The organism is Aequorivita nionensis (assembly GCF_046352995.1).
Classification (GTDB): Bacteria; Bacteroidota; Bacteroidia; order Flavobacteriales; family Flavobacteriaceae; genus Aequorivita; species Aequorivita nionensis.
Genome location: NZ_CP130281.1, coordinates 2508671 through 2526491, shown reverse-complemented (window position 1 = coordinate 2526491; position 17821 = coordinate 2508671). Strand labels below are relative to the sequence as shown.

Annotated in this window: 21 protein-coding genes; 6 read left to right on the top strand and 15 right to left on the bottom strand. The window is 37.0% G+C overall.

Annotation, left to right across the window (positions count from 1 at the left end):
* Positions 1-159: 159 nt before the first annotated feature.
* From Q2U82_RS11510 to Q2U82_RS11500, 3 genes are all read right to left on the bottom strand, one after another.
* A complete protein-coding gene (locus tag Q2U82_RS11510; protein WP_410005012.1) occupies positions 160-1437 on the bottom strand; it encodes a tetratricopeptide repeat protein in 1278 nt (425 codons plus the stop codon).
* Positions 1438-1538: 101 nt separating this feature from the next.
* On the bottom strand, positions 1539-2165 hold the full coding sequence (locus Q2U82_RS11505; RefSeq protein WP_410005011.1) for a DUF4331 family protein: 627 nt from the start codon (positions 2163-2165) through the stop codon (positions 1539-1541).
* 28 nt (positions 2166-2193) lie between these two features.
* Positions 2194-2889 carry a DUF4331 family protein gene (locus Q2U82_RS11500; RefSeq protein WP_410005010.1) on the bottom strand — a complete coding sequence of 232 codons (696 nt, stop codon included), beginning with the start codon at positions 2887-2889 and terminating at the stop codon, positions 2194-2196.
* A 146-nt stretch (positions 2890-3035) separates the two neighbouring features.
* Between Q2U82_RS11500 and Q2U82_RS11495 the strand changes: the two genes are divergently transcribed.
* Positions 3036-4259 carry an LETM1-related biofilm-associated protein gene (locus Q2U82_RS11495; RefSeq protein ID WP_410005009.1) on the top strand — a complete coding sequence of 408 codons (1224 nt, stop codon included), beginning with the start codon at positions 3036-3038 and terminating at the stop codon, positions 4257-4259.
* A gap of 3 nt (positions 4260-4262) precedes the next feature.
* Here the strand turns inward: Q2U82_RS11495 and Q2U82_RS11490 are convergent, their stop codons facing one another.
* The 9 genes from Q2U82_RS11490 to Q2U82_RS11450 form a co-directional block, all read right to left on the bottom strand.
* Positions 4263-5018: a LytR/AlgR family response regulator transcription factor gene (locus Q2U82_RS11490; protein ID WP_410005008.1), complete on the bottom strand. Its 756-nt coding sequence runs from the start codon at positions 5016-5018 to the stop codon at positions 4263-4265.
* A 97-nt stretch (positions 5019-5115) separates the two neighbouring features.
* Positions 5116-5424, bottom strand: coding sequence for a 2TM domain-containing protein (locus Q2U82_RS11485; protein WP_410005007.1), 309 nt, complete (start codon positions 5422-5424; stop codon positions 5116-5118).
* A gap of 7 nt (positions 5425-5431) precedes the next feature.
* Positions 5432-5749, bottom strand: a complete 318-nt coding sequence (locus Q2U82_RS11480) for a 2TM domain-containing protein (protein ID WP_410005006.1) — start codon at positions 5747-5749, stop codon at positions 5432-5434.
* Complete coding sequence (locus Q2U82_RS11475; protein ID WP_410005005.1) at positions 5749-6057, bottom strand: 2TM domain-containing protein; 309 nt, start codon at positions 6055-6057, stop codon at positions 5749-5751. Before Q2U82_RS11475 ends, Q2U82_RS11480 begins: the two co-directional genes overlap by 1 nt.
* Positions 6058-6155: 98 nt before the next feature.
* Positions 6156-7487, bottom strand: coding sequence for a 2TM domain-containing protein (locus tag Q2U82_RS11470; protein WP_410005004.1), 1332 nt, complete (start codon positions 7485-7487; stop codon positions 6156-6158).
* Between the two features lie 16 nt (positions 7488-7503).
* Positions 7504-8163, bottom strand: coding sequence for a tetratricopeptide repeat protein (locus Q2U82_RS11465; protein ID WP_410005003.1), 660 nt, complete (start codon positions 8161-8163; stop codon positions 7504-7506).
* A 108-nt stretch (positions 8164-8271) separates the two neighbouring features.
* Positions 8272-10425 carry a TonB-dependent receptor gene (locus Q2U82_RS11460; protein WP_410005002.1) on the bottom strand — a complete coding sequence of 718 codons (2154 nt, stop codon included), beginning with the start codon at positions 10423-10425 and terminating at the stop codon, positions 8272-8274.
* Positions 10426-10560: 135 nt separating this feature from the next.
* Entirely contained in the window at positions 10561-10764 is a 204-nt protein-coding gene (locus Q2U82_RS11455) for a helix-turn-helix domain-containing protein (protein WP_202335678.1), read from the bottom strand.
* Between the two features lie 2 nt (positions 10765-10766).
* Positions 10767-11288: a DUF2975 domain-containing protein gene (locus Q2U82_RS11450; protein ID WP_410005001.1), complete on the bottom strand. Its 522-nt coding sequence runs from the start codon at positions 11286-11288 to the stop codon at positions 10767-10769.
* A 221-nt stretch (positions 11289-11509) separates the two neighbouring features.
* Here Q2U82_RS11450 and Q2U82_RS11445 point away from each other — a divergent pair, with 221 nt between their 5' ends.
* On the top strand, positions 11510-12106 hold the full coding sequence (locus Q2U82_RS11445; RefSeq protein WP_410005000.1) for a YdeI/OmpD-associated family protein: 597 nt from the start codon (positions 11510-11512) through the stop codon (positions 12104-12106).
* An 86-nt stretch (positions 12107-12192) separates the two neighbouring features.
* The gene (locus tag Q2U82_RS11440; protein WP_410004999.1) at positions 12193-12522 is read left to right on the top strand and encodes a hypothetical protein; all 330 of its coding nucleotides are present in this window, start codon (positions 12193-12195) and stop codon (positions 12520-12522) included.
* A 79-nt stretch (positions 12523-12601) separates the two neighbouring features.
* Here the strand turns inward: Q2U82_RS11440 and Q2U82_RS11435 are convergent, their stop codons facing one another.
* Complete coding sequence (locus Q2U82_RS11435) at positions 12602-13876, bottom strand: NAD(P)/FAD-dependent oxidoreductase (protein WP_410004998.1); 1275 nt, start codon at positions 13874-13876, stop codon at positions 12602-12604.
* A 113-nt stretch (positions 13877-13989) separates the two neighbouring features.
* Here Q2U82_RS11435 and Q2U82_RS11430 point away from each other — a divergent pair, with 113 nt between their 5' ends.
* Both Q2U82_RS11430 and Q2U82_RS11425 read left to right on the top strand, forming a co-directional pair.
* Positions 13990-14484 (top strand): RNA polymerase sigma factor, encoded by a 495-nt coding sequence (locus Q2U82_RS11430; RefSeq protein ID WP_410004997.1) that lies wholly within the window; start codon positions 13990-13992, stop codon positions 14482-14484.
* 6 nt (positions 14485-14490) lie between these two features.
* Positions 14491-15135: a hypothetical protein gene (locus Q2U82_RS11425; RefSeq protein ID WP_410004996.1), complete on the top strand. Its 645-nt coding sequence runs from the start codon at positions 14491-14493 to the stop codon at positions 15133-15135.
* Positions 15136-15215: 80 nt separating this feature from the next.
* Here the strand turns inward: Q2U82_RS11425 and Q2U82_RS11420 are convergent, their stop codons facing one another.
* Positions 15216-16019: a lysophospholipid acyltransferase family protein gene (locus Q2U82_RS11420; protein WP_410004995.1), complete on the bottom strand. Its 804-nt coding sequence runs from the start codon at positions 16017-16019 to the stop codon at positions 15216-15218.
* A 110-nt stretch (positions 16020-16129) separates the two neighbouring features.
* On the bottom strand, positions 16130-16771 hold the full coding sequence (locus tag Q2U82_RS11415) for an NUDIX hydrolase (RefSeq protein ID WP_410004994.1): 642 nt from the start codon (positions 16769-16771) through the stop codon (positions 16130-16132).
* Between the two features lie 2 nt (positions 16772-16773).
* On the opposite strand from Q2U82_RS11415, the gene Q2U82_RS11410 reads away from it, so the two are divergent.
* Complete coding sequence (locus Q2U82_RS11410; RefSeq protein WP_410004993.1) at positions 16774-17487, top strand: peptidylprolyl isomerase; 714 nt, start codon at positions 16774-16776, stop codon at positions 17485-17487.
* Positions 17488-17821 lie beyond the last annotated feature (334 nt).

Genomic DNA, 17821 nt, shown 5'->3' with positions numbered 1-17821 from the left:
TATAAAAACAAAGCGTCCATCATTTCTGACGGACGCTTCAACTAACAAAAAAACTCTGAAAACCGGATATTTCCGGTTTTATAAAATCTATCAATCTCTTGATAGATAACCAACCTCAACTATATTTACGTAATAGTTTAAGAATTGGTTTTCAATTTTTTATAATTTTTCAATTTCTTTTGCCTTTACTGGGCCCAATTCATAAAAGGCTCCCATAAGTTCTTCTTTTAGTGGAGCTACTTTGTCTTCCATTCCATTTGCTTTATAAATTAAAGCTGAATGAAAAAGTGCTTTTGGTTCTGATGTTTTGCCCTCTACATATTCCGCTATGGTTTTTAGAGCAGCTTCTTTGTCGCCTGCTTTCAATTGGGCATATGCCAATAATTGATATGTTTCCGGAGTAGCTCGGTTTGTGATTTCCCTCGCAGCTAATTTAAGCGCTTCCTGAGGCTCGCGATCTGCGTAAAGATCTATAAGGTAAGCGTTATACATTCCACCATAGTCAGGGTTTTCTGTTGCTTTTATAAACTTCTCATATTCTTTGTTTGCTTCTGAAGTATCTCCATCAAATTCTGCCATTTGTCCTTTTAGGAGATAATAATCCGGCGCTTTGTGGTTTACCATTACGGAATCCAAAATTCGGTTTGCTTCCTTGGTGTCTTTCTCTGAAGAATAAACCATCCAAGCAAGTTGTTTTTTTACATAATGATTATCCGGTTCAATGGCCAAGGTTTTTAAATAACTATTGTATGAATCCTGAAGTCTTCCGGCATGGCCATAAAAATCACCAATATTGCTATATACCCAGAGCTTTAAACCTCTGTTGTCACGTTCTTCAGCTATCTGCTTGGCCTGTTCCATATATTTTATAGCCGCATCAAGATTGCCGTTGTGGTCGCTCCATTTTGCAAGACGTATCAAATAGTTGAAATCCTTTGGATCTTTAATTTTTCCTAAAAGGGTATCTGCGCGATTGTATTCACCCAGTTCCATAGCTACATCAAAAAGCATCATTTCGGTTTCCCTGTGGTTATCTGGATAGGTATATGCGCTATCCAACAATACTTGTGCTTCCTTAAAACGGTGTTGCGAAACGTAATTGTGTGCTAAGCTTCGCAAATAGGAATCTTTATTTCGTGCTGAAACATCATGTGATTTTTTAATAAGCTTTTCAGAGGTTTTTAATTCTGAAATATCTCCCGTAATTCCAAACATCGCAGTGTGTATGCCAGACATACGGCTCATTTCTACCAAATTGGTAGAATCGTTATCAAATTCTTTCTGCCAAAACTCAAACTCTTCGTGAAGCGCATTTTTAGAAGGGGTATTGTTTGTAATTAAATATGGATCGTAATCTTTGCTGTCAGTTATTTTTTGAGCCTTTTCTTGACACCCAAAAAGAACAGCAATACATGCTATTGTTATTATCTTTTTCATCTTTTTAAAAAATTTGTGTTGGTTTCGTTTTTTTATTAAAAACGTTTTTAAACCAAAAAAGAGAACAAACAGTTCTCTTTTTTGGTTTAATATTTACTAAATTAAAATGGTCCAGCCATATAAGGGAAGGTGCTGGAGAATGCAACATCATTCGCTGGTACTCCATCGCTGGTTAAACCAGGATTATCTGTTCCACCAGGTCCTCCGAAGATCAATAATAACGATACATCTATCACATCATCGCTCAATGTTCTACCAGTCAATATTTCGGTGCCGTTGAAATAGGTGGTTATTCCACTTTGCGCCAACCACAATACATCGTTTGAAAGTACTGTTGTAAATACTTCTGCATTTAGCCCTAAAGCATTTGTTGTATAACCTGCATTCAATGTAAGAAGGTTAGTTTGGAACTTGCTTTGGAAGGCGGCTTGCATTTCAGAAGGAACGGTTACATTAAAAGCGTCTTTAAAACCTGTAGTTCCAAATACGGTATTGATTCCTGGACGTCCCATTTGGTCTTCCTGAATAAAGGTTCCGCTGAAATCGAGTACTTCGCCACACGGTAAACAATCTGGACCTCCACAGTCAATGCCTGTTTCCTGACCGTTCAGAATTCCATCGTTACAAGTAGCATTAATAATTACGTTGTCATCTTCATCTTTACATTGCACAAACAATAGTGATGTTGTTATTGCGGCGAAAAGGGTTATATATTTAAATGTTTTCATCTTTTATAATTTTTATAGTTAGCAATTTTTATTGTTTTCTTTTGGTTTCCACCCAAACATTATACATAGGAGTGTTGGCAGCAAATGGATTTACGCCTGCAGTTCCATTTGGAAGCATTGATTTTGGAAACTCAACAACTACGCTCAAAACGTTTTTGCCCGCAAAAGTATCATCGCCGGGGTTATCAAAACCCGAAGCGGTTCCTGCAAGAACTTCGTTATATTTATTAAAGTCAAAGAAGAAAGGATCTTCCCGAGGTCCCGCAAAAAACTTCATTCCGTTTTTTTCCGCTATTTGTACATCAGCTTTAGTTGAAATCTTCACACTATTCGGCGCTGAAGTGGAAATAGTACTTTTAGTTCCTTCCGAACCACTAAAGGCTGGTGCCGAAGGACCGAAGAAATACATAGAATCGCCACGCTTTATAGCTTGGATCACTAAATCTTCCTTAAGGTCATTGTTGTAATCTATATTGAACTCAATCAATATAGTTTCGTCAAACGTAGCTTGCTCTGTAGGTGCGCCAGGTGCCAAAAGCCCTTGAACGTTGGCCACGAAAACAAAGTTACTGCTGTTGGAGCCTTGAAAGGCGTAAAAGTCTGTAATATCTGCTTTTGTGCCTGTAACGGCCGGTGCATCAATGTGATCAGCAGAAATTAAAAATATCGATAGTGTGGCTATGCCCAGTCCACCGATTATTGCAAAAAGTTTTGATTTTTTCATCTTTTTTGTTGGTTTTAATTAATTATTTTTACTTGTTCGCTATACTTACGTTTAATTGTAAGTGCATGGTTTTCGCAAAGGCGTTAATATTTTGTTAACAAGTAAAACTGTGATTTAAAAGCCCTAAAATAACCATAAATAATTCAATGAACCCTTCTGCATCTGATTGGATTTTAAAATTTTTGAATCTTTTTGAAAAAGAAGAACTTATAGATGCCTTTAAAAATGACCACGAGTTTTACGAAACATTAAAGCATACGGGTTTTATATATGGAGTTTCTGTTTCCGCAGTGCCAAAAAAAACTTTAGGTAATTTGAAACTTACCAAAGAAGAGCTTTCCAAAATAAATCTCTTCCATGCCTTGCTCTTTCAGTTTTTTCATACAAATGAAAATGGCACCTATGAAGAAGCCATCAAATCTATTTTATTGTTTTATAATCAACTTGAAAAGGGGAAAAAGGGTTTCTTTCAAAAATTCTCACTTTCGCAAAGCCCTTCAAATACATTAGAACATATATTGTCTGCTCGCTTGCAGTCCGCCAATTCGCTTTTAAAGAAAAACACAATTTCCCTGCTTACCCATGCCCTTCTCTATCTGGATGTGTTGTCTTATAAACATTGGCAAAAAGATTCAAATTCTGTAAAAAAATATTACAGACAGCAAGAAACCATTGTGCTAACCGCCTGTTTTTACACGTTAAAGTCCAAAAAGAAAAAAACAAAATACGATAAATTGCTGATTGAGCTTTTTGAGACCTCCTCGGAATATATAATTGATGAAAGTGAAGGAGGTTCTGCAACTTTTTTAGATAGTCTGAACTATTTAGACAATGATGTTGATTCTTTGGAAAAGAAATATATACTGGATCTTTGCTGTCTAACTGTTTGGGAAGATTTAAAACTTGATTATTCTGAACAACAATTTTTGCAACAATTATTAGTAACGCTAAGCCTTTCCGAAATAGAACTTCAGAATAGTTTATCAGACTTAGCTACGTTTTCAAAAAAATATACCGAAAAAATCCTGCTTTTTGAATATTCAAACCCTGTGAAGCAGTTTTACAAACAGTCTGCCGCAACGGTTAAACTTTTGATTATTCGCAACAAAGACCGCTTGACACGCGAACTGGAAGAAAGCGGTGAGTTGGTGGTTCTTTTGGGCCAATCTACTGTGCGAGATTTATCTACTGAGGAAAAAACTAAAGTAAAAGAACAGTTATTGGATATTTGCAAAACCATTCCATCGCTCACCATATTTCTGCTACCAGGCGGAACCGTCCTTTTGCCGCTTTTAGTGAAATTTATTCCGAAACTTTTGCCTTCTTCTTTTCAGGACAATAGAATTGAAGCTGCCAAAAAGAAAGGCTAAAAACTATTCAATCCACAATTTAAAATCCTTTACCCGCTCCCGGGCAACGATCACTTCTTGCTCCTTATAATTATTGAGCTTTAACTGAAGGCGCGAGTTTGTGTAGGAAATTATATCTTTTATGGAATTGATGTTTACATAAAATTTCCTGCTAATTCTAAAAAAGGTTTCAGGGGAAAGTTCCTGTTCCAACTGTTCCAAAGTGGTCTCCAACAGATAATCGCGTCCATCAACGGTGTGGGCGTAGGTGCCTTTGTTTTCGGAATAAAAACATTCAATTTCATCAACGGAAATCATTTTTATATGCTGCCCTATTTTGGTCGTAAACCGCTTTTTGTAATCGCGTTCCATCGGGTTTACAAGTAGTTTTTTAATATCCTCAAAATTGAACTGTACGTTTTGGACCGCAGGTTTTAACGACTTATATTTTTTAACAGCGGTATGCAATTCATCTTCATCAATTGGTTTCAATAAATAATCGATACTGTTCAATTTAAAAGCCTGCAATGCGTATTCGTCAAAAGCGGTGGTGAATATAATAGCGCTGTTCACTTCAACGGCATCAAAAATCTCAAAAGAAAGTCCGTCGCTCAATTGAATATCCAAAAAGATCAAATCTGGATGCGGATTGTTTTGGAACCAATTTACTGCTTCTTCCACACTGTGGAGCATTTGGTTTACAACAACATCCTGTTTTTCCAGCATCCGTTGCAAATAGCGGGCAGATGGTTTTTCGTCTTCGATGATTAGTACGTTCATTTTTTAGTTGATGGTTGATGGTTGATGGTTGATGGTTGATGGTTGATGGCAAAACTAAATAATTTCACTTTTCACTTTTACATTTTACATTTTGCATTTAAAATTCCTCTTCATCCAAAAATTGGTTGATTTTCTTCTCTTCCCAGCGTTTTAAAAAATTGTTTCGCACCTTCAGTACAAAGAACGCATAAATAGCGTGCGAGACCAATCCGATGCCCCAGAAGAATAAGGTGAAATAATTGCCCCAATCTTCAAAATTGGTAGGCCCCTTTCCGAAAACATTTGCATTTATTACTATAATTCCTGTATTGATTATAACAAATACTGCTAAATGGCTATAAAATCCTTTCAGTGTTTCCACTTTTTTCTTTGCTCTCAAATATGCCAAACTTCGCTTCGTTTCCATTTTTTTTCTAATCTTCTTCAATAAATTTTTTTAACTGTCTTTCTTCCCAGTTTTTAATAAAGGGAAATTTATACTGAAATACTTTTGAAGCGTGAAACAGTAAACCTATTCCCCAAAAAATAGGGACTATCAAAATATTCCAATCTACCCATTCTATGAAATTTTTATCGGGGGACTGGTTTTGAAAAAACTCCAAAACATTTCCTCTCACAATAAAAATAGCGATGTTCACAACAATATAAACTAACAAGTGTTTGTAAAATCCTTTTAGCGCTTCCAGCCTCTTTCGGGCCTTTCTCAATTGTGTGCTTTCTGAAAATTCCATTATTCCCAACGGTTTTGGTTGTGTTTTTCCTCTTCTTCCATAAATTGCTTCATTTTTCTTTCTTCCCAATCCTTGCCCACAAAAGGCATCCATTGGAAGGTTTTGATGGCTTGGAAAAAAATTCCGATACCCCAACCAAAAGCAGCCCATAAAAACCACGGATACTCCCATTGGTTGGTGTAATAATTAAGGGCAGCGAGCATGCTTATGAAAATGATATAAAACATTAAGCTGCTGTAGAATTTCTTTATTTCGGCAACACGTCTTTTCGCTTTAAAATACTTGCTGTCTTTCTCGTTAGGTTCCATAATTAAAATTGTTTTTTAAATTATAGTATAAAATTACTGAAGGCAGAGCCGAATATAAAATTGAAACTTCCGAACCGTAATTTTTGAGGGATGAACTGTTAATCCTCTTTATCCATCAATTCCCTAATTTTACGTTCCTCCCAATTTTTTCCGAAGAAAGGATTGTAATTAAATGTTTCCGAAGCATGGCTCGTAACGCCAATGCCCCAGCCCACAATGGGGAAAAGCGCCCACGGAAATCCCGCTCGCGAAAGAAAATTAAGGTAAATAAATACGGGCACACAAATACAATAAATAGCAAAATGTATATAAAACACCTTTAGTTTTTCCACCCGTTTTTTGGCGAGTTTGTATCTTTTTTCTGAAATAAATGTATCCGTTGTATTCATAATTTGAATGTTTTCTCCCAAAACGGGAATTGCAATTCGGAACTCTTTTTGGGTTTCGTTAATAAGTACCGGGCGTTTCGTTAAAAGCGCATATCGGTCGCGGATATTTCGCAAGCCAACACCCGTGCTTTCCTTTAAAACCTGCTTTGGCTGACTGTTGTTGGCCACAACCAAATTGCCATTTTCCTCGGAAATAGTTATGTGAAGTTTTTTGGAAGGCATAACCTGATTGTGCTTCACTGCGTTTTCCAACAAAAGCTGAAGCGATAACGGAACCACCTTTGCTTGTGGGTTTTCCAATTTTGAAGGTGTTGTAAAAACGATACTGTCCTCAAAACGAACGGCCAAAAGTGACATATAGAGTTCCGCAAATTTCAATTCTTCCTCCAACGTAACCAGCTCCTTGCTTTTCTGTTCCAAAACATACCGATACACCTTTGAAAGCGAAGTAGTGAAACGCGTTGCGGCTTCGGGGTTTTCTTCAATCAAACTGGTCAACACGTTTAAACTGTTGAAGAGAAAATGTGGATCCAGTTGGTTTTTTAACGCATCAAACTTTGCCGATGCCGTGCCCGCGATTATTTTCTGCTCGGTTACCTTATTTTCCTGTTTGAACTTGTAATAGTAAACAAAGTAAAAAATTATACTCACCACCATTGCAATAATGAAGGCAACGTAGTAATAATCAATTTTCTGCTCGGAAAGGAACTTTAAAAAATCCTCTCCTTCAATGATTACATTTAAAAAAACCTGAAGCACAAAAAGCCCCACTAAAGTTGAAAGAATGGCCCCAAAGAAGCTCTTCAGCAGATTTTTTAATTTGAAAAATTCACCTCTATGGGTTTTAATGAAATACCGAAACAACGGCACGTTCACCAAATAAAGTACTACGGAATAAAGCTGATTGTAACCAAAATTCACAAGCATTTCATGTGGCGTTCCCAAACTGCCTAATGAAATATAGGTGATGGCCATCAAAACCAAATAGATGAGAAAACCTATAAAAAATGCCTTGCCGAATTCTTTTAAAAAAAACTTCATTCCTAAAATTTATATTTTATTTACAGCTTTCTGCCTGTATCTGCTTTGCCCGTTCTTCGCCGTAGGTTGGGTAAAATTCACCCGCTGGTTTAAAGGTAGCGAAAAGATCTATGGCGCGTTGAATGTCTTTGCAGTAAGGCTCCACGGACTGTCCAAAATATTTGGCGCCACCCATATCCCATTCGGCTTTGGCCAAAATAATCCGCGGATTGTTGGGCGCCAATGCCAACGCTTTGTTGTAAAGTTCAGAAGCTTTCGCGGAATAGGTCATTCCATATTGTTGGCCGTCAAAAACAATCCAGGCCGTATATAATTGCGCCTGCAAAACCAATAAATCTGGGTTGTCTTTTGAAAGGGTGGTTGCTTGGTTTATAAAATCCTGCGCTTTATCCAATTGCGCCTTCAACTTGGTTCCGTCTTTTTCCGTAAAACTATTGATTACGTTAATTTGGGCCACGTAATAAAGCGGAAGCCAATTGTCCGGTTCTGCTGAAGCGATGCGCTCAAACACATTTGCGGCATCCCAGGATTTGTCTTCCTGCCACAATTGGAATGCTTTCCGCATGCCTTGTTGGTATTTTGTAGGTGCCGCATCTGCATTTACCGTGTTTTCAGTTTGGGCCTGCATCACGATGGCTGTGAAAAAAATTATTAAATAAGTGAATACATTTTGCATGACTTCTATTTTTAGTTAGTATTAATTGATATTCAAATTTCCTTTAAAATGTTTTCCTATTAAAATTGAAAAAACCGAACTGTTGAATTTTACTGCTGAAATGTAACCTTAAAGATTATCCAACTGATTGTCCTTTCCATCATCGCTAATGGTCCAGAAAAAGCCAACAAAAAAGAACTGGTCTGCCGCCGGGCGCAGTGCTCTTCGCGCAAAATTTCCATTGGCGTCGGGAGCATTTGCGTATTGATAGCCATTTATATTTTTTGTGGCCAGCGCATTATTTACGGAAACATACAGTATTTTTTGTTGTGAAATTAAATAGGCCCAATTCAAACTTAAACTATTGTAGCTTTTTGTTTTTTCCTGAAGAAAACCAGGCTTGTTCAAATCTGTATAAGGCCTGCCACTGGCAAATTGATAACTAAACCCAATCTGGCTTTTCCAATCGTTGATCCAGTATTTTGCAACCAATGAAAGATTGTGTGTGTTCGCAAAGGAAGGAGTGGCTTCAATTGGATAATTTCGGTATTTGCGCTCCGTATCCAAATAGGAATAACTTACCCAATAATCTATATTTTTTAGGGTTTCATTATCGCGCCAAAATAGATCCAAACCTTGCGCGTAACCGTCTCCATTGTTGGAAAAGGAGGTGTTTACATCAGGAAATTCGTCATTATAACTTACCAGATTACTGTACTGTTTTCTGAAAACTTCCGCTCTAAAAATACGGTTATTGGCCGAATATTGATAATTCATTATATAATGTTGCGTGTGTTGCGCTTCAACTTTATCGGTGAATTTCAAAATCTCGTTTTCTGGCTGTTGAAAAAAATCTCCATAAGCCAATGATAGTTGACTACTTTTTCCGGTTTTGTAAGCAAAAGAAGCTCTCGGTGAAATTGTAAACTCTTGAAACAATTCACTGTATTCTCCGCGAACGCCCAATTTTAAAGCCAGTTTTCGAGAGAAAATAATATCTGCTTCCGTAAAGGCAGCTGAAATATTATTGTTGAAGCCAAGCTTTGCGGCAAAATTTGGTTCATTATAATTTTCGTTGAAATCGGTTACAAACTGTTCCGCTCCAAAATTCAGTTTAAATCGGTTGCTAAAGCGTTTGTTCAGCTTCAATTTAAAATGTGCCGAATTTTCAACATCTTTTATATCGGCCTCATCAATGCCAACTTTTGTATTTCCGTAAGTATAACTTCCTCCAGCAAATAGGGTCCAATCATTCTCAAGCATTTCACTGAAACTCGCATTTGTATAAAAGTTTTTGTTGTTTAATTTAAAACGTGTTCCTTCGGGTTGGTTGATGTCTTCCTGCGTAAGTTCAAAATCGGAAGTGTCAAAAGCACCGTAAATTTTCAGTAGCCCATCCCCTATTTTCTGACGGAAAACGGCTTCGCCTGAAGCTGTTTCAAAAGGTTTTTGCCAATCATTTCTATCGGGAAGAATCGCTATGTATGGCGCCAAATTTATATAGGAAGCATTTAAGCTCAATGAACTTTTTTCCCATTTTTCGGTGTGTCCCAACGCACCGCCCACGCTCATAATGCCAATATCCGTCTTTTCCTGTGTGGGCTCGTCAATAGTATTCAAAAGCAAAACCGAGGAAAGTGCCTGCCCGTATTCTGCGGAATACCCGCCCGTGGAAAAAGTAATGCCGTCAAAAAGAAACGGACTGTAACGCCCGCGCGTGGGAACATTATTGGTTGTTGGGCTGTAAGGTGTAAAAACGCGGATACCATCAATAAAAATCTGCGTTTCGCCAGCATCGCCGCCCCGAACAAAAAGGCGGCCGTCTTCCGCGACAGTTGTTGTTCCGGGAAGTGTTTGCAAAGCGCCAACAAAATCACCCAAAGCACTTGCTGTTGTAACAATATCCAAAGGTTTTAAAACTGAAATCTTACTGTTATCGCCCGCAGAAAACGAACCTGCGGAAATGGTTACGGTTTCCAAGGAATTTACATCTTCGCGAAGAGTAATCTTTAAGTTTTTCATTTTTGAAACATCATCGGTAAGCTTGAATGGTTCAAAAGAAACGTATGAAATGGTCAATGTTTGGGTGCCTGTTTCAGAAGTATCAAAAGAAAACATTCCGTTATCTTCGGAAGTGCTACCATCATAAGTTCCTTCAAGATAAACATTGGCACCAAATATTGGGGTCCCGTTATTATCTGTAACTATCCCTGAAACCGTGGTTTGACCAAAAAAATAAGAGGGTAAAAGGATTGCTAGAAAAGTAATTGTAGAAATTTTCATGGATTGGTTGATTTTTAATTTCAGGTCAAAGGTGAAATTTGGTGGTATCATTTCAGAAAAAAACAAACCGAATTGTAAAAATGGATGTCTCAATTGTAGTATTTCGTTTTAGGAGAAATAATTTTTGGATAAAACTTACTCAACAAACTCCAAAATATCACCTGGCTGACATTCCAAAACCTCGCAAATGGCTTCCAGCGTGCTAAAGCGCACTGCTTTTGCCTTACCAGTTTTCAGAATGGAAAGGTTTGAAAGGGTCAACCCTACTTTTTCTGAAAGTTCATTCAATGACATTTTTCGCTTGGCCATCATCACGTCCAAGTTTACGACTATTGGCATAATTAAATTGTTAGTTCATTTTCGTTTTGAATTTCCACGCCTTTTTTAAAGACCAACGCTATAATGTAAATAATACCCGCAAAAAACAGGAATTGTTCAGCACCCCAGTCTATTTGCAGGGTAAGCCCCTGCCGCATTATACGGTTTGCATAATTTTCGGCAATTATGGCCACCACGCCAATGCTCAGGGCATAATGGCTCATTTGTGTAATTAGCGAAGCTGTTTTTTCATTAAAGGGATAATTTAAATCAAATTTTATAAAAAGTTTTATCACGAGATAGGCAAGGTAAGCCTTCATTGCTGTTATAGCAATTAAAAAGCTGGCCACGCCAATGTAATATTCCACGCTGAAACTGTAAACATCCAATAGGTCCAGCCCCATATAAGTATCTTCCGCACCATTTGAATTTATAAAAAGGGTCACAAAAAGAGAGACTAACAAAGCTCCAGTTTTTATGCACAAACCAATGAATACTATCCAAAATATAACATTCATAACTTTCATAATAATATTTGTTTTCATGTAAGACTGATTTAAAATTACATTGCGAAATTAGATAAATATTTATTGATAAACAATAAATTTATTTTAATTTTCAACAAATAAAAAAATTAATTCATAATTTTTCGGACTTAAAAGTGGCTGAATATTTGATTTTATTGGCACTTAATAAAAATTCAAACCTAATTTTTTCTGAAGCGAAAAATTTGAAAAATTGTATCTTCGGAAGAAAACAAAGCAAAATGACCGATTCCCAAAAAATAGATGCTTTTATAGCAAAGCAAACAAAGTGGAAAGGAAAATTGCAGCAACTGCGCGCGGTTTTTCAAAAAACAGAATTAAAGGAAGAAGTGAAATGGGGCAAACCCACATATACATTGGACGGAAAATTAGTGGCTGCAATGGCAGATTTCAAAAACCATATGGCACTTTGGTTTTATCAAGGTGTGTTTTTAAAGGACAAACACAAAAAACTCATCAATGCCCAAGAAGGTGTAACCAAAGCACTGCGCCAATGGCGTTTTGAAGAGGAAGATGAAATTGATTCCGCTCTTGTTTTGGAATATATTAATGAAGCCATCGCAAATTCCAAAGCTGGAAAAGAGCTGAAGAAAAGTCCAAAAAAGCCAGTTGAGATTCCAAGTTTACTGAAAGAAGCCTTTAAGAGTGATAAACAGCTTTCCGAAAAATTCAGTGCGCTTAGCCCAAGTTGCCAGCGGGAATATGCTGAATATATTGCCGAAGCGAAACAGGAAAAAACCAAACTGAGCAGGTTGGAAAAATGCATTCCTATGATAAAGGACAAAAAAGGGCTTCACGATAAATACAAAAATTGCTGAAATTCCAGTGGTCATTGGTAAATAGCCAGTATAATTGAAATCCAACTTCCTTAACTTATAAACTCATAAACTTCTAAACCTTAATTATGAAAACAGACAAGTACACAAAAACAATCTTGACCATCATTGCCATTTGTTTAACCATCAATGTTTTAAAGGATTTTGAAATTATTCCTTCGGCCCATGCCTCTGAAAATGTTGCAAACAAGCCTGTAAGCGAAGTAATGGACGTTCGTTTGGTGGATATAAACACTTATGACGAGCTTAATGTAAATCTAAAAAGTGTAGATACGTATGACGAAGTGAAAGTGAACTTAAAGAAAATTGAAACCACTGACGAACTGGATGTAAATATTGATGAAATTGGCGGCGGTTGGGTTTCAAACGGAGGACCTATTCCTGTGAAAGTTCAATAGTTGTTGATGGTTGATGGTTGATGGTTGATGGTTGATGGTAAAATTATTCTTTTCGCTTTTCGCTAACTCCTTTTCTCTTTTAAACTTTTTTAAACGGCCGAATAATCAATCTTGCAGCACGGTCATAATTTATGTAACTGTACGTCCAATTAAAAAAGGTAACTACCCTATTTCGGAAACCTACCAAAAACCATAGGTGAACAAACATCCATAAAAACCAGGCAATGGCACCGCCAAAGTGCATTTTGCCAATATCCACGACCGCTTTATTTCTTCCCACTGTGGCCATGGTTCCTTTGTCAAAATATTTAAAGGGTTCCATTTTATCGCCTTTCAGCATTTTTCTGAAATTTTTTCCAAGATGTTTTCCCTGTTGAATTGCTGGCTGCGCAACTTGCGGATGCCCTTTGGGAAATTCATTGGTTACCATTAGTGCCACATCGCCCAAAGCATAAATGTTTTCAAAACCATTTATTTTATTGAACCCATCAACTTTATATCTATTCGCTTTTTCAACCAAAGCTTCCCCATCTATACCTTTAATTGGTGCTCCCGTGACTCCTGCAGCCCAAATAAAGGTTGCGGTTTCAAACTTTTTACCATCTTTGGTTGTGACCGTTTTGCCGTCATAATCACTGATAAATGTCTCAAGATGCAATTGCACGCCAAGATTTTCAAGGAATTTTTGTGCCTTTTTTGAAACGATTTCACTCATTGGTGGCAACACCCTATTTTGACCTTCAATAAGGTGCACCTGCATTTCATCTTCATCAAGTTCGGGGTAATCATTTTCTAAAATTCCTTTTCGGAATTCTGCCAAAGCACCGGCAAGCTCAACCCCCGTTGGTCCTGCGCCGGCGATCACGAAATTGAGCAAACTTTTTCGTTCCCTTTCATCTGTAGTTATATCAGCTTTTTCAATATTTTGAAGTATCAAACTACGTATATTCAAAGCCTGTGGTACTGTTTTCATTGGCATGCTATTTTCGGCAATGCTTTTATTTCCGAAGAAATTTGTCCGCGTACCTGTGGCAATCACTAAATAGTCATACCGAAGGTTTCCTATGGAAGTTAAAATTGTACTATTTTCAGTATCAATTTTTTCAACCTCGGCCATTCTGAAGTGAAAATCTGTATTTTTTCTAAAAACTTTTCGAAGTGGATAAGCTATGGAATCAGGTTCAAGACCAGCTGTTGAAACTTGATATAATAAAGGTTGAAAAGTGTGATAGTTATGTCTATCAAAAAGCACGATCTGCACCTTTTCGTTTTTAAGCTTCTTTATGAAGGAAATGCCAGCAAATCCGCCACCTATCACAATAATTCGAGGGACGCCAGTTTCAGGAATATTCATCGTTTTTTTATATACTATAAAAGTACGATTTGTATATTGAGTTACCTTATTTTTTAGGATTTTTGTAACAAACCAATTTTAAGGAACACTAATTAAAAGCTAACAAGAAACCATTGAACAAGGAACTGGAACATAGTTTTGTGACCCAATTGGAGGAAAACCAAAACATTGTACACAAAATCTGTAGGTTATACACCAATGACAGTGAGGCGCACAACGATCTGTTTCAAGAAATAACCATTCAGCTTTGGCGCGCATACCCAAAATTTCGGGGCGATTCCAAATTCAGTACGTGGATGTATCGAGTGGCACTAAATACAGCGATAACACTTTATAGAAAATCAAAACGTAGCATAAAGACACAAGATTTTGAAGGTGTTAGTTTTAAAATTTCTTCAGAACCTTATGACGATACCACCGAACAACATTTGAAATTAATGTATAGTGCCGTAAAAAATTTAAACGATATAGATAAAGCCTTGGTGTTTCTTTATTTGGAGGATAAAAATTATAAAGAAATTTCAGAAACACTTGGTATTACCGAAGTAAACGCGAGAGTAAAGATGAACAGGATAAAAGAAAAATTACGAACAATTTTAAATCCGTAACCCACTATGGATGAACTTGAAATATTAAAAAAACAATGGCAAAACCAAGAGCAGGCACTACCGCATTTGTCCTATAAAGACATTTATAAAATGTTGTTGAAAAAATCCTCCTCTATAGTAAAGTGGATATTTTTCATAAGCGTTGCAGAAATTCTTTTTTGGACATTCCTTTCCTTTCTTGTGCCAGAATCAAGCACCAAGTTTAGTGACGACATTGGCCTACACAATATCTTGTTGGGCGTTAATGTGCTAAACTATGTGGTTTTTGGTGTTTTCATAATTCTTTTTTACAGAAACTATCGTAAAATTTCTGCTACAGATTCTATAAAAGACTTGATGAGAAATATTTTGCGAACCCGCAAAACTGTGAAATATTTTGTGGTTTACAATGTAACTGCTTCAATAGTATTGATAATCGGTATCAACATTTTTTACTACGTAAATCAGGATATGGTATTTAGGTTTATGACTGAAGACTATGGCATTTCAAACATTTCCCAAGAAAGGTTTATGAAAATGTTCTTTGTTATTCAAATGCTTTTTGGAATTATAATGATTGGTTTCGTCTTGTTGTTTTACAGAATTGTTTATGGAATTTTATTGCGACGACTTCACAAAAATTACAAAGAGCTGAAGAAGATAGAAATGTGAAAAAGCAGCAGTTTTCAGTTGCATTAGGCGGTTAGTACCCTTTAAAATATTGAAAACTGTTTCTGCGAATGAAAACTCATTTAATAACGCCACTGACGCTCCTTGTTAAGCTCTTCTTCACTAAGAATTTCTGAAGCGGGGATTACTTTTAGAAAAGAAGGGTGCTGCTCAATGGCATATTCCAATTTTTCAACAATTTGGTCCATCGTTTCATTTTCATAATCAATTTCCAAAGGTGCTTTAATTTCCATGGATTGAAGAATGCCACGCTTTTTAATCCTGATGCCTTTTTTGTCAAAAGATCTTCTGAAACCGTCAATTACAATGGGTACTACAATAGGTTTATTTTTTTTGATGATATGTGCTGTTCCGCGACGAATAGGCTTCCAAGGTTTGGTCGTTCCTTGCGGAAAAGTGATTACCCACCCATCATCAAGCGCTTTGGTGATGTTGCTAACATCGCTCATTTTCACTTGCTTGTTCACATCTTGACCTTTTTCGCGCCAAGTGCGTTCTATACTAATGGAACCTGCATAAGCAAGAATTTTAGGCAGTAAGCCCGCTTTCATTGTTTCCTTCGCGGCAACAAAATAAATATTTAGCTTAGGGCGCCACAAATAACCAACATTTTTTATACTGTCGTCTCTTCCGCTTAAGCTTGCGTTGAACACGTGAAGCATTGCTGCAACATCCGCAAAATAGGTTTGATGATTACTTACAAAAAGTACATTGTTATCCGGAAGTGTTTTCAAAATCTCACTTCCATGAATTTGCAAATTGTTAAAACCTTTAAAGCGTTGATGCGTTAAAAGTCCAGCAATCCGTATTAACCAGAGTTTTAAAAAAAGATAATGTCCAAAAGGATTTTTTTTGAAAAGAGTCATTTTTTAGTGTTCAGTATTCTGTAGCCAGTATTCAGTAGGTAATTATAGTCTAGCAACTCATTATTCATTCTACATAATAAAATCGGAAGCAAAGATACTAAAATAAGCAATTACAGAGTCATTTTCAGTAATTCACGCACTTCGTTGAGCATCATTGCAGTAGCGCCCCAAACTATATGGCCGTTCAGTTTAAAGGCAGGAACTTCAATGCTTGTGGCATATGAAGTGGAAAGCGTTTGGGTGATAATATTTACATCATTCATAAAATCCTGCAAAGTTACTTCTATCAGTGCTTCTACTTCTTTTTCCTGTGGAACAAATTTTGGCGATTCTGAAGTTATTCCCAAGAAAGGTTGCACAAAAAAATTGCTTGGTGGAATGTATATTTCGGTAAGTTTTTTTAATACTGAAATAGTGTCGCGCGAAACGCCAACTTCTTCTTCCGTTTCTCGCAATGCCGCATCTTGAATGGTTCTATCTTGCGCTTCCAGCTTACCTCCAGGAAAACCAACTTGGGCAGAATGGACTCCTTTATAGGTTTTCCGAAGGATTAAAATCAGTTTTGTTTCAAAATTTTCCGAAGGATAAAAAAGTGACATTACTCCTGCTTGTTTTGCGGTATTCTTTTCTCGAGCAACTCTTTTCAGTTCTTGCAGACGTTCTATGGGCGCCATTTTAAATTGGACAGCTTCGCCAGGAAGTTCCATTTTTGTTACTTTTACAATCCGTTTTTCAAAATCGCGGAAATCCATTTATGATGAAGTTGTTTATTTATTTGTTCGGAATTGTACTGTTCTTCGGAAGCTGTGAAGATAAGAAAAAGGCTTCCCAAAATGAAAACGAAATCCAAAACGAAATTCAAAACGAAGATGAAGTTGAAGTTGAAGTCGAAAAAAAGACTGGACCAGAATATCCTGAAATCACCAATGAAAATGTGGTTGCCTTTTTAACCGAATACGGAAAAAACAACCCAGAAACTAAAGTTCTAATTTCAAGCCGATTTGGCGATATTGAAATTGAGCTTTATAAAGATACGCCCCTTCACCGCGCCAATATGATCTATTTGGTGAAGCAAAAATATTTTGACGAAACCTTTTTTCATCGTGTAGTCCCCAATTTTATAATTCAAGCTGGAAATAGCGATATAGTTTCAACCCCAAGAAAACGGAACGCTTTGGGAAATAAATATTTACTGCCTGCTGAAATAATTCCAGGACGTGTTCACGAATATGGAACAGTTTCGGGCGCAAAGGAATATCGTGAAAACCCAGACAATAGAACGGCGCCTTATGAATTTTTTATCTTCCTTGGGCCAAAATCCTCAACAACACATTTAAACGGAAAATACACCATCTTCGGGAAAGTGACCAAAGGAATGGACGTGGTGGAAGAAATTTCAAAAGTGAAGGTAGATGATGGGGATTGGCCATTGAGCAATATTTATATTACTGCGAAGGTGATTGAATAGGAAGCTCCAAATTACATGCTCCTCCCGAAGTTTCGGGACCAAGTAAATTTTAAAAAACAAATTCCAAATTCCAATCAAAAAAGCGGAAGGGTCTTGTAATATGGTGATTTACGTAGGGAGGTTTCTCTCTCGGGTGCAGAGGTTTCTATCTCAAGTGCGGAATTTCCTTCCTCGGGTGCAGAGATTTCTCTACTAAGTACGGAGTTTTCTCCTTCAAGTACGGAGTTTTCATCCTCGGGTGTGAAGGTTTCTTTCTCTAGTGAGGATGTTTCACACTCAAGTGTGTAGCGTTCTTCCTCGAGTGAGGAGGTTTCTCACTCAAGTAAAAAGTTCT

Bases quoted from the DNA above. Each gene is read 5' to 3' on its own strand.
- Q2U82_RS11510 (WP_410005012.1), bottom strand. From the start codon at position 1,437: ATGAAAAAGATAATAACAATAGCATGTATTGCTGTTCTTTTTGGGTGT.
- Q2U82_RS11505 (WP_410005011.1), bottom strand. From the start codon at position 2,165: ATGAAAACATTTAAATATATAACCCTTTTCGCCGCAATAACAACATCA.
- Q2U82_RS11500 (WP_410005010.1), bottom strand. From the start codon at position 2,889: ATGAAAAAATCAAAACTTTTTGCAATAATCGGTGGACTGGGCATAGCC.
- Q2U82_RS11495 (WP_410005009.1), top strand. From the start codon at position 3,036: ATGAACCCTTCTGCATCTGATTGGATTTTAAAATTTTTGAATCTTTTT.
- Q2U82_RS11490 (WP_410005008.1), bottom strand. From the start codon at position 5,018: ATGAACGTACTAATCATCGAAGACGAAAAACCATCTGCCCGCTATTTG.
- Q2U82_RS11485 (WP_410005007.1), bottom strand. From the start codon at position 5,424: ATGGAAACGAAGCGAAGTTTGGCATATTTGAGAGCAAAGAAAAAAGTG.
- Q2U82_RS11480 (WP_410005006.1), bottom strand. From the start codon at position 5,749: ATGGAATTTTCAGAAAGCACACAATTGAGAAAGGCCCGAAAGAGGCTG.
- Q2U82_RS11475 (WP_410005005.1), bottom strand. From the start codon at position 6,057: ATGGAACCTAACGAGAAAGACAGCAAGTATTTTAAAGCGAAAAGACGT.
- Q2U82_RS11470 (WP_410005004.1), bottom strand. From the start codon at position 7,487: ATGAAGTTTTTTTTAAAAGAATTCGGCAAGGCATTTTTTATAGGTTTT.
- Q2U82_RS11465 (WP_410005003.1), bottom strand. From the start codon at position 8,163: ATGCAAAATGTATTCACTTATTTAATAATTTTTTTCACAGCCATCGTG.
- Q2U82_RS11460 (WP_410005002.1), bottom strand. From the start codon at position 10,425: ATGAAAATTTCTACAATTACTTTTCTAGCAATCCTTTTACCCTCTTAT.
- Q2U82_RS11455 (WP_202335678.1), bottom strand. From the start codon at position 10,764: ATGCCAATAGTCGTAAACTTGGACGTGATGATGGCCAAGCGAAAAATG.
- Q2U82_RS11450 (WP_410005001.1), bottom strand. From the start codon at position 11,288: ATGAAAACAAATATTATTATGAAAGTTATGAATGTTATATTTTGGATA.
- Q2U82_RS11445 (WP_410005000.1), top strand. From the start codon at position 11,510: ATGACCGATTCCCAAAAAATAGATGCTTTTATAGCAAAGCAAACAAAG.
- Q2U82_RS11440 (WP_410004999.1), top strand. From the start codon at position 12,193: ATGAAAACAGACAAGTACACAAAAACAATCTTGACCATCATTGCCATT.
- Q2U82_RS11435 (WP_410004998.1), bottom strand. From the start codon at position 13,876: ATGAATATTCCTGAAACTGGCGTCCCTCGAATTATTGTGATAGGTGGC.
- Q2U82_RS11425 (WP_410004996.1), top strand. From the start codon at position 14,491: ATGGATGAACTTGAAATATTAAAAAAACAATGGCAAAACCAAGAGCAG.
- Q2U82_RS11420 (WP_410004995.1), bottom strand. From the start codon at position 16,019: ATGACTCTTTTCAAAAAAAATCCTTTTGGACATTATCTTTTTTTAAAA.
- Q2U82_RS11415 (WP_410004994.1), bottom strand. From the start codon at position 16,771: ATGGATTTCCGCGATTTTGAAAAACGGATTGTAAAAGTAACAAAAATG.
- Q2U82_RS11410 (WP_410004993.1), top strand. From the start codon at position 16,774: ATGATGAAGTTGTTTATTTATTTGTTCGGAATTGTACTGTTCTTCGGA.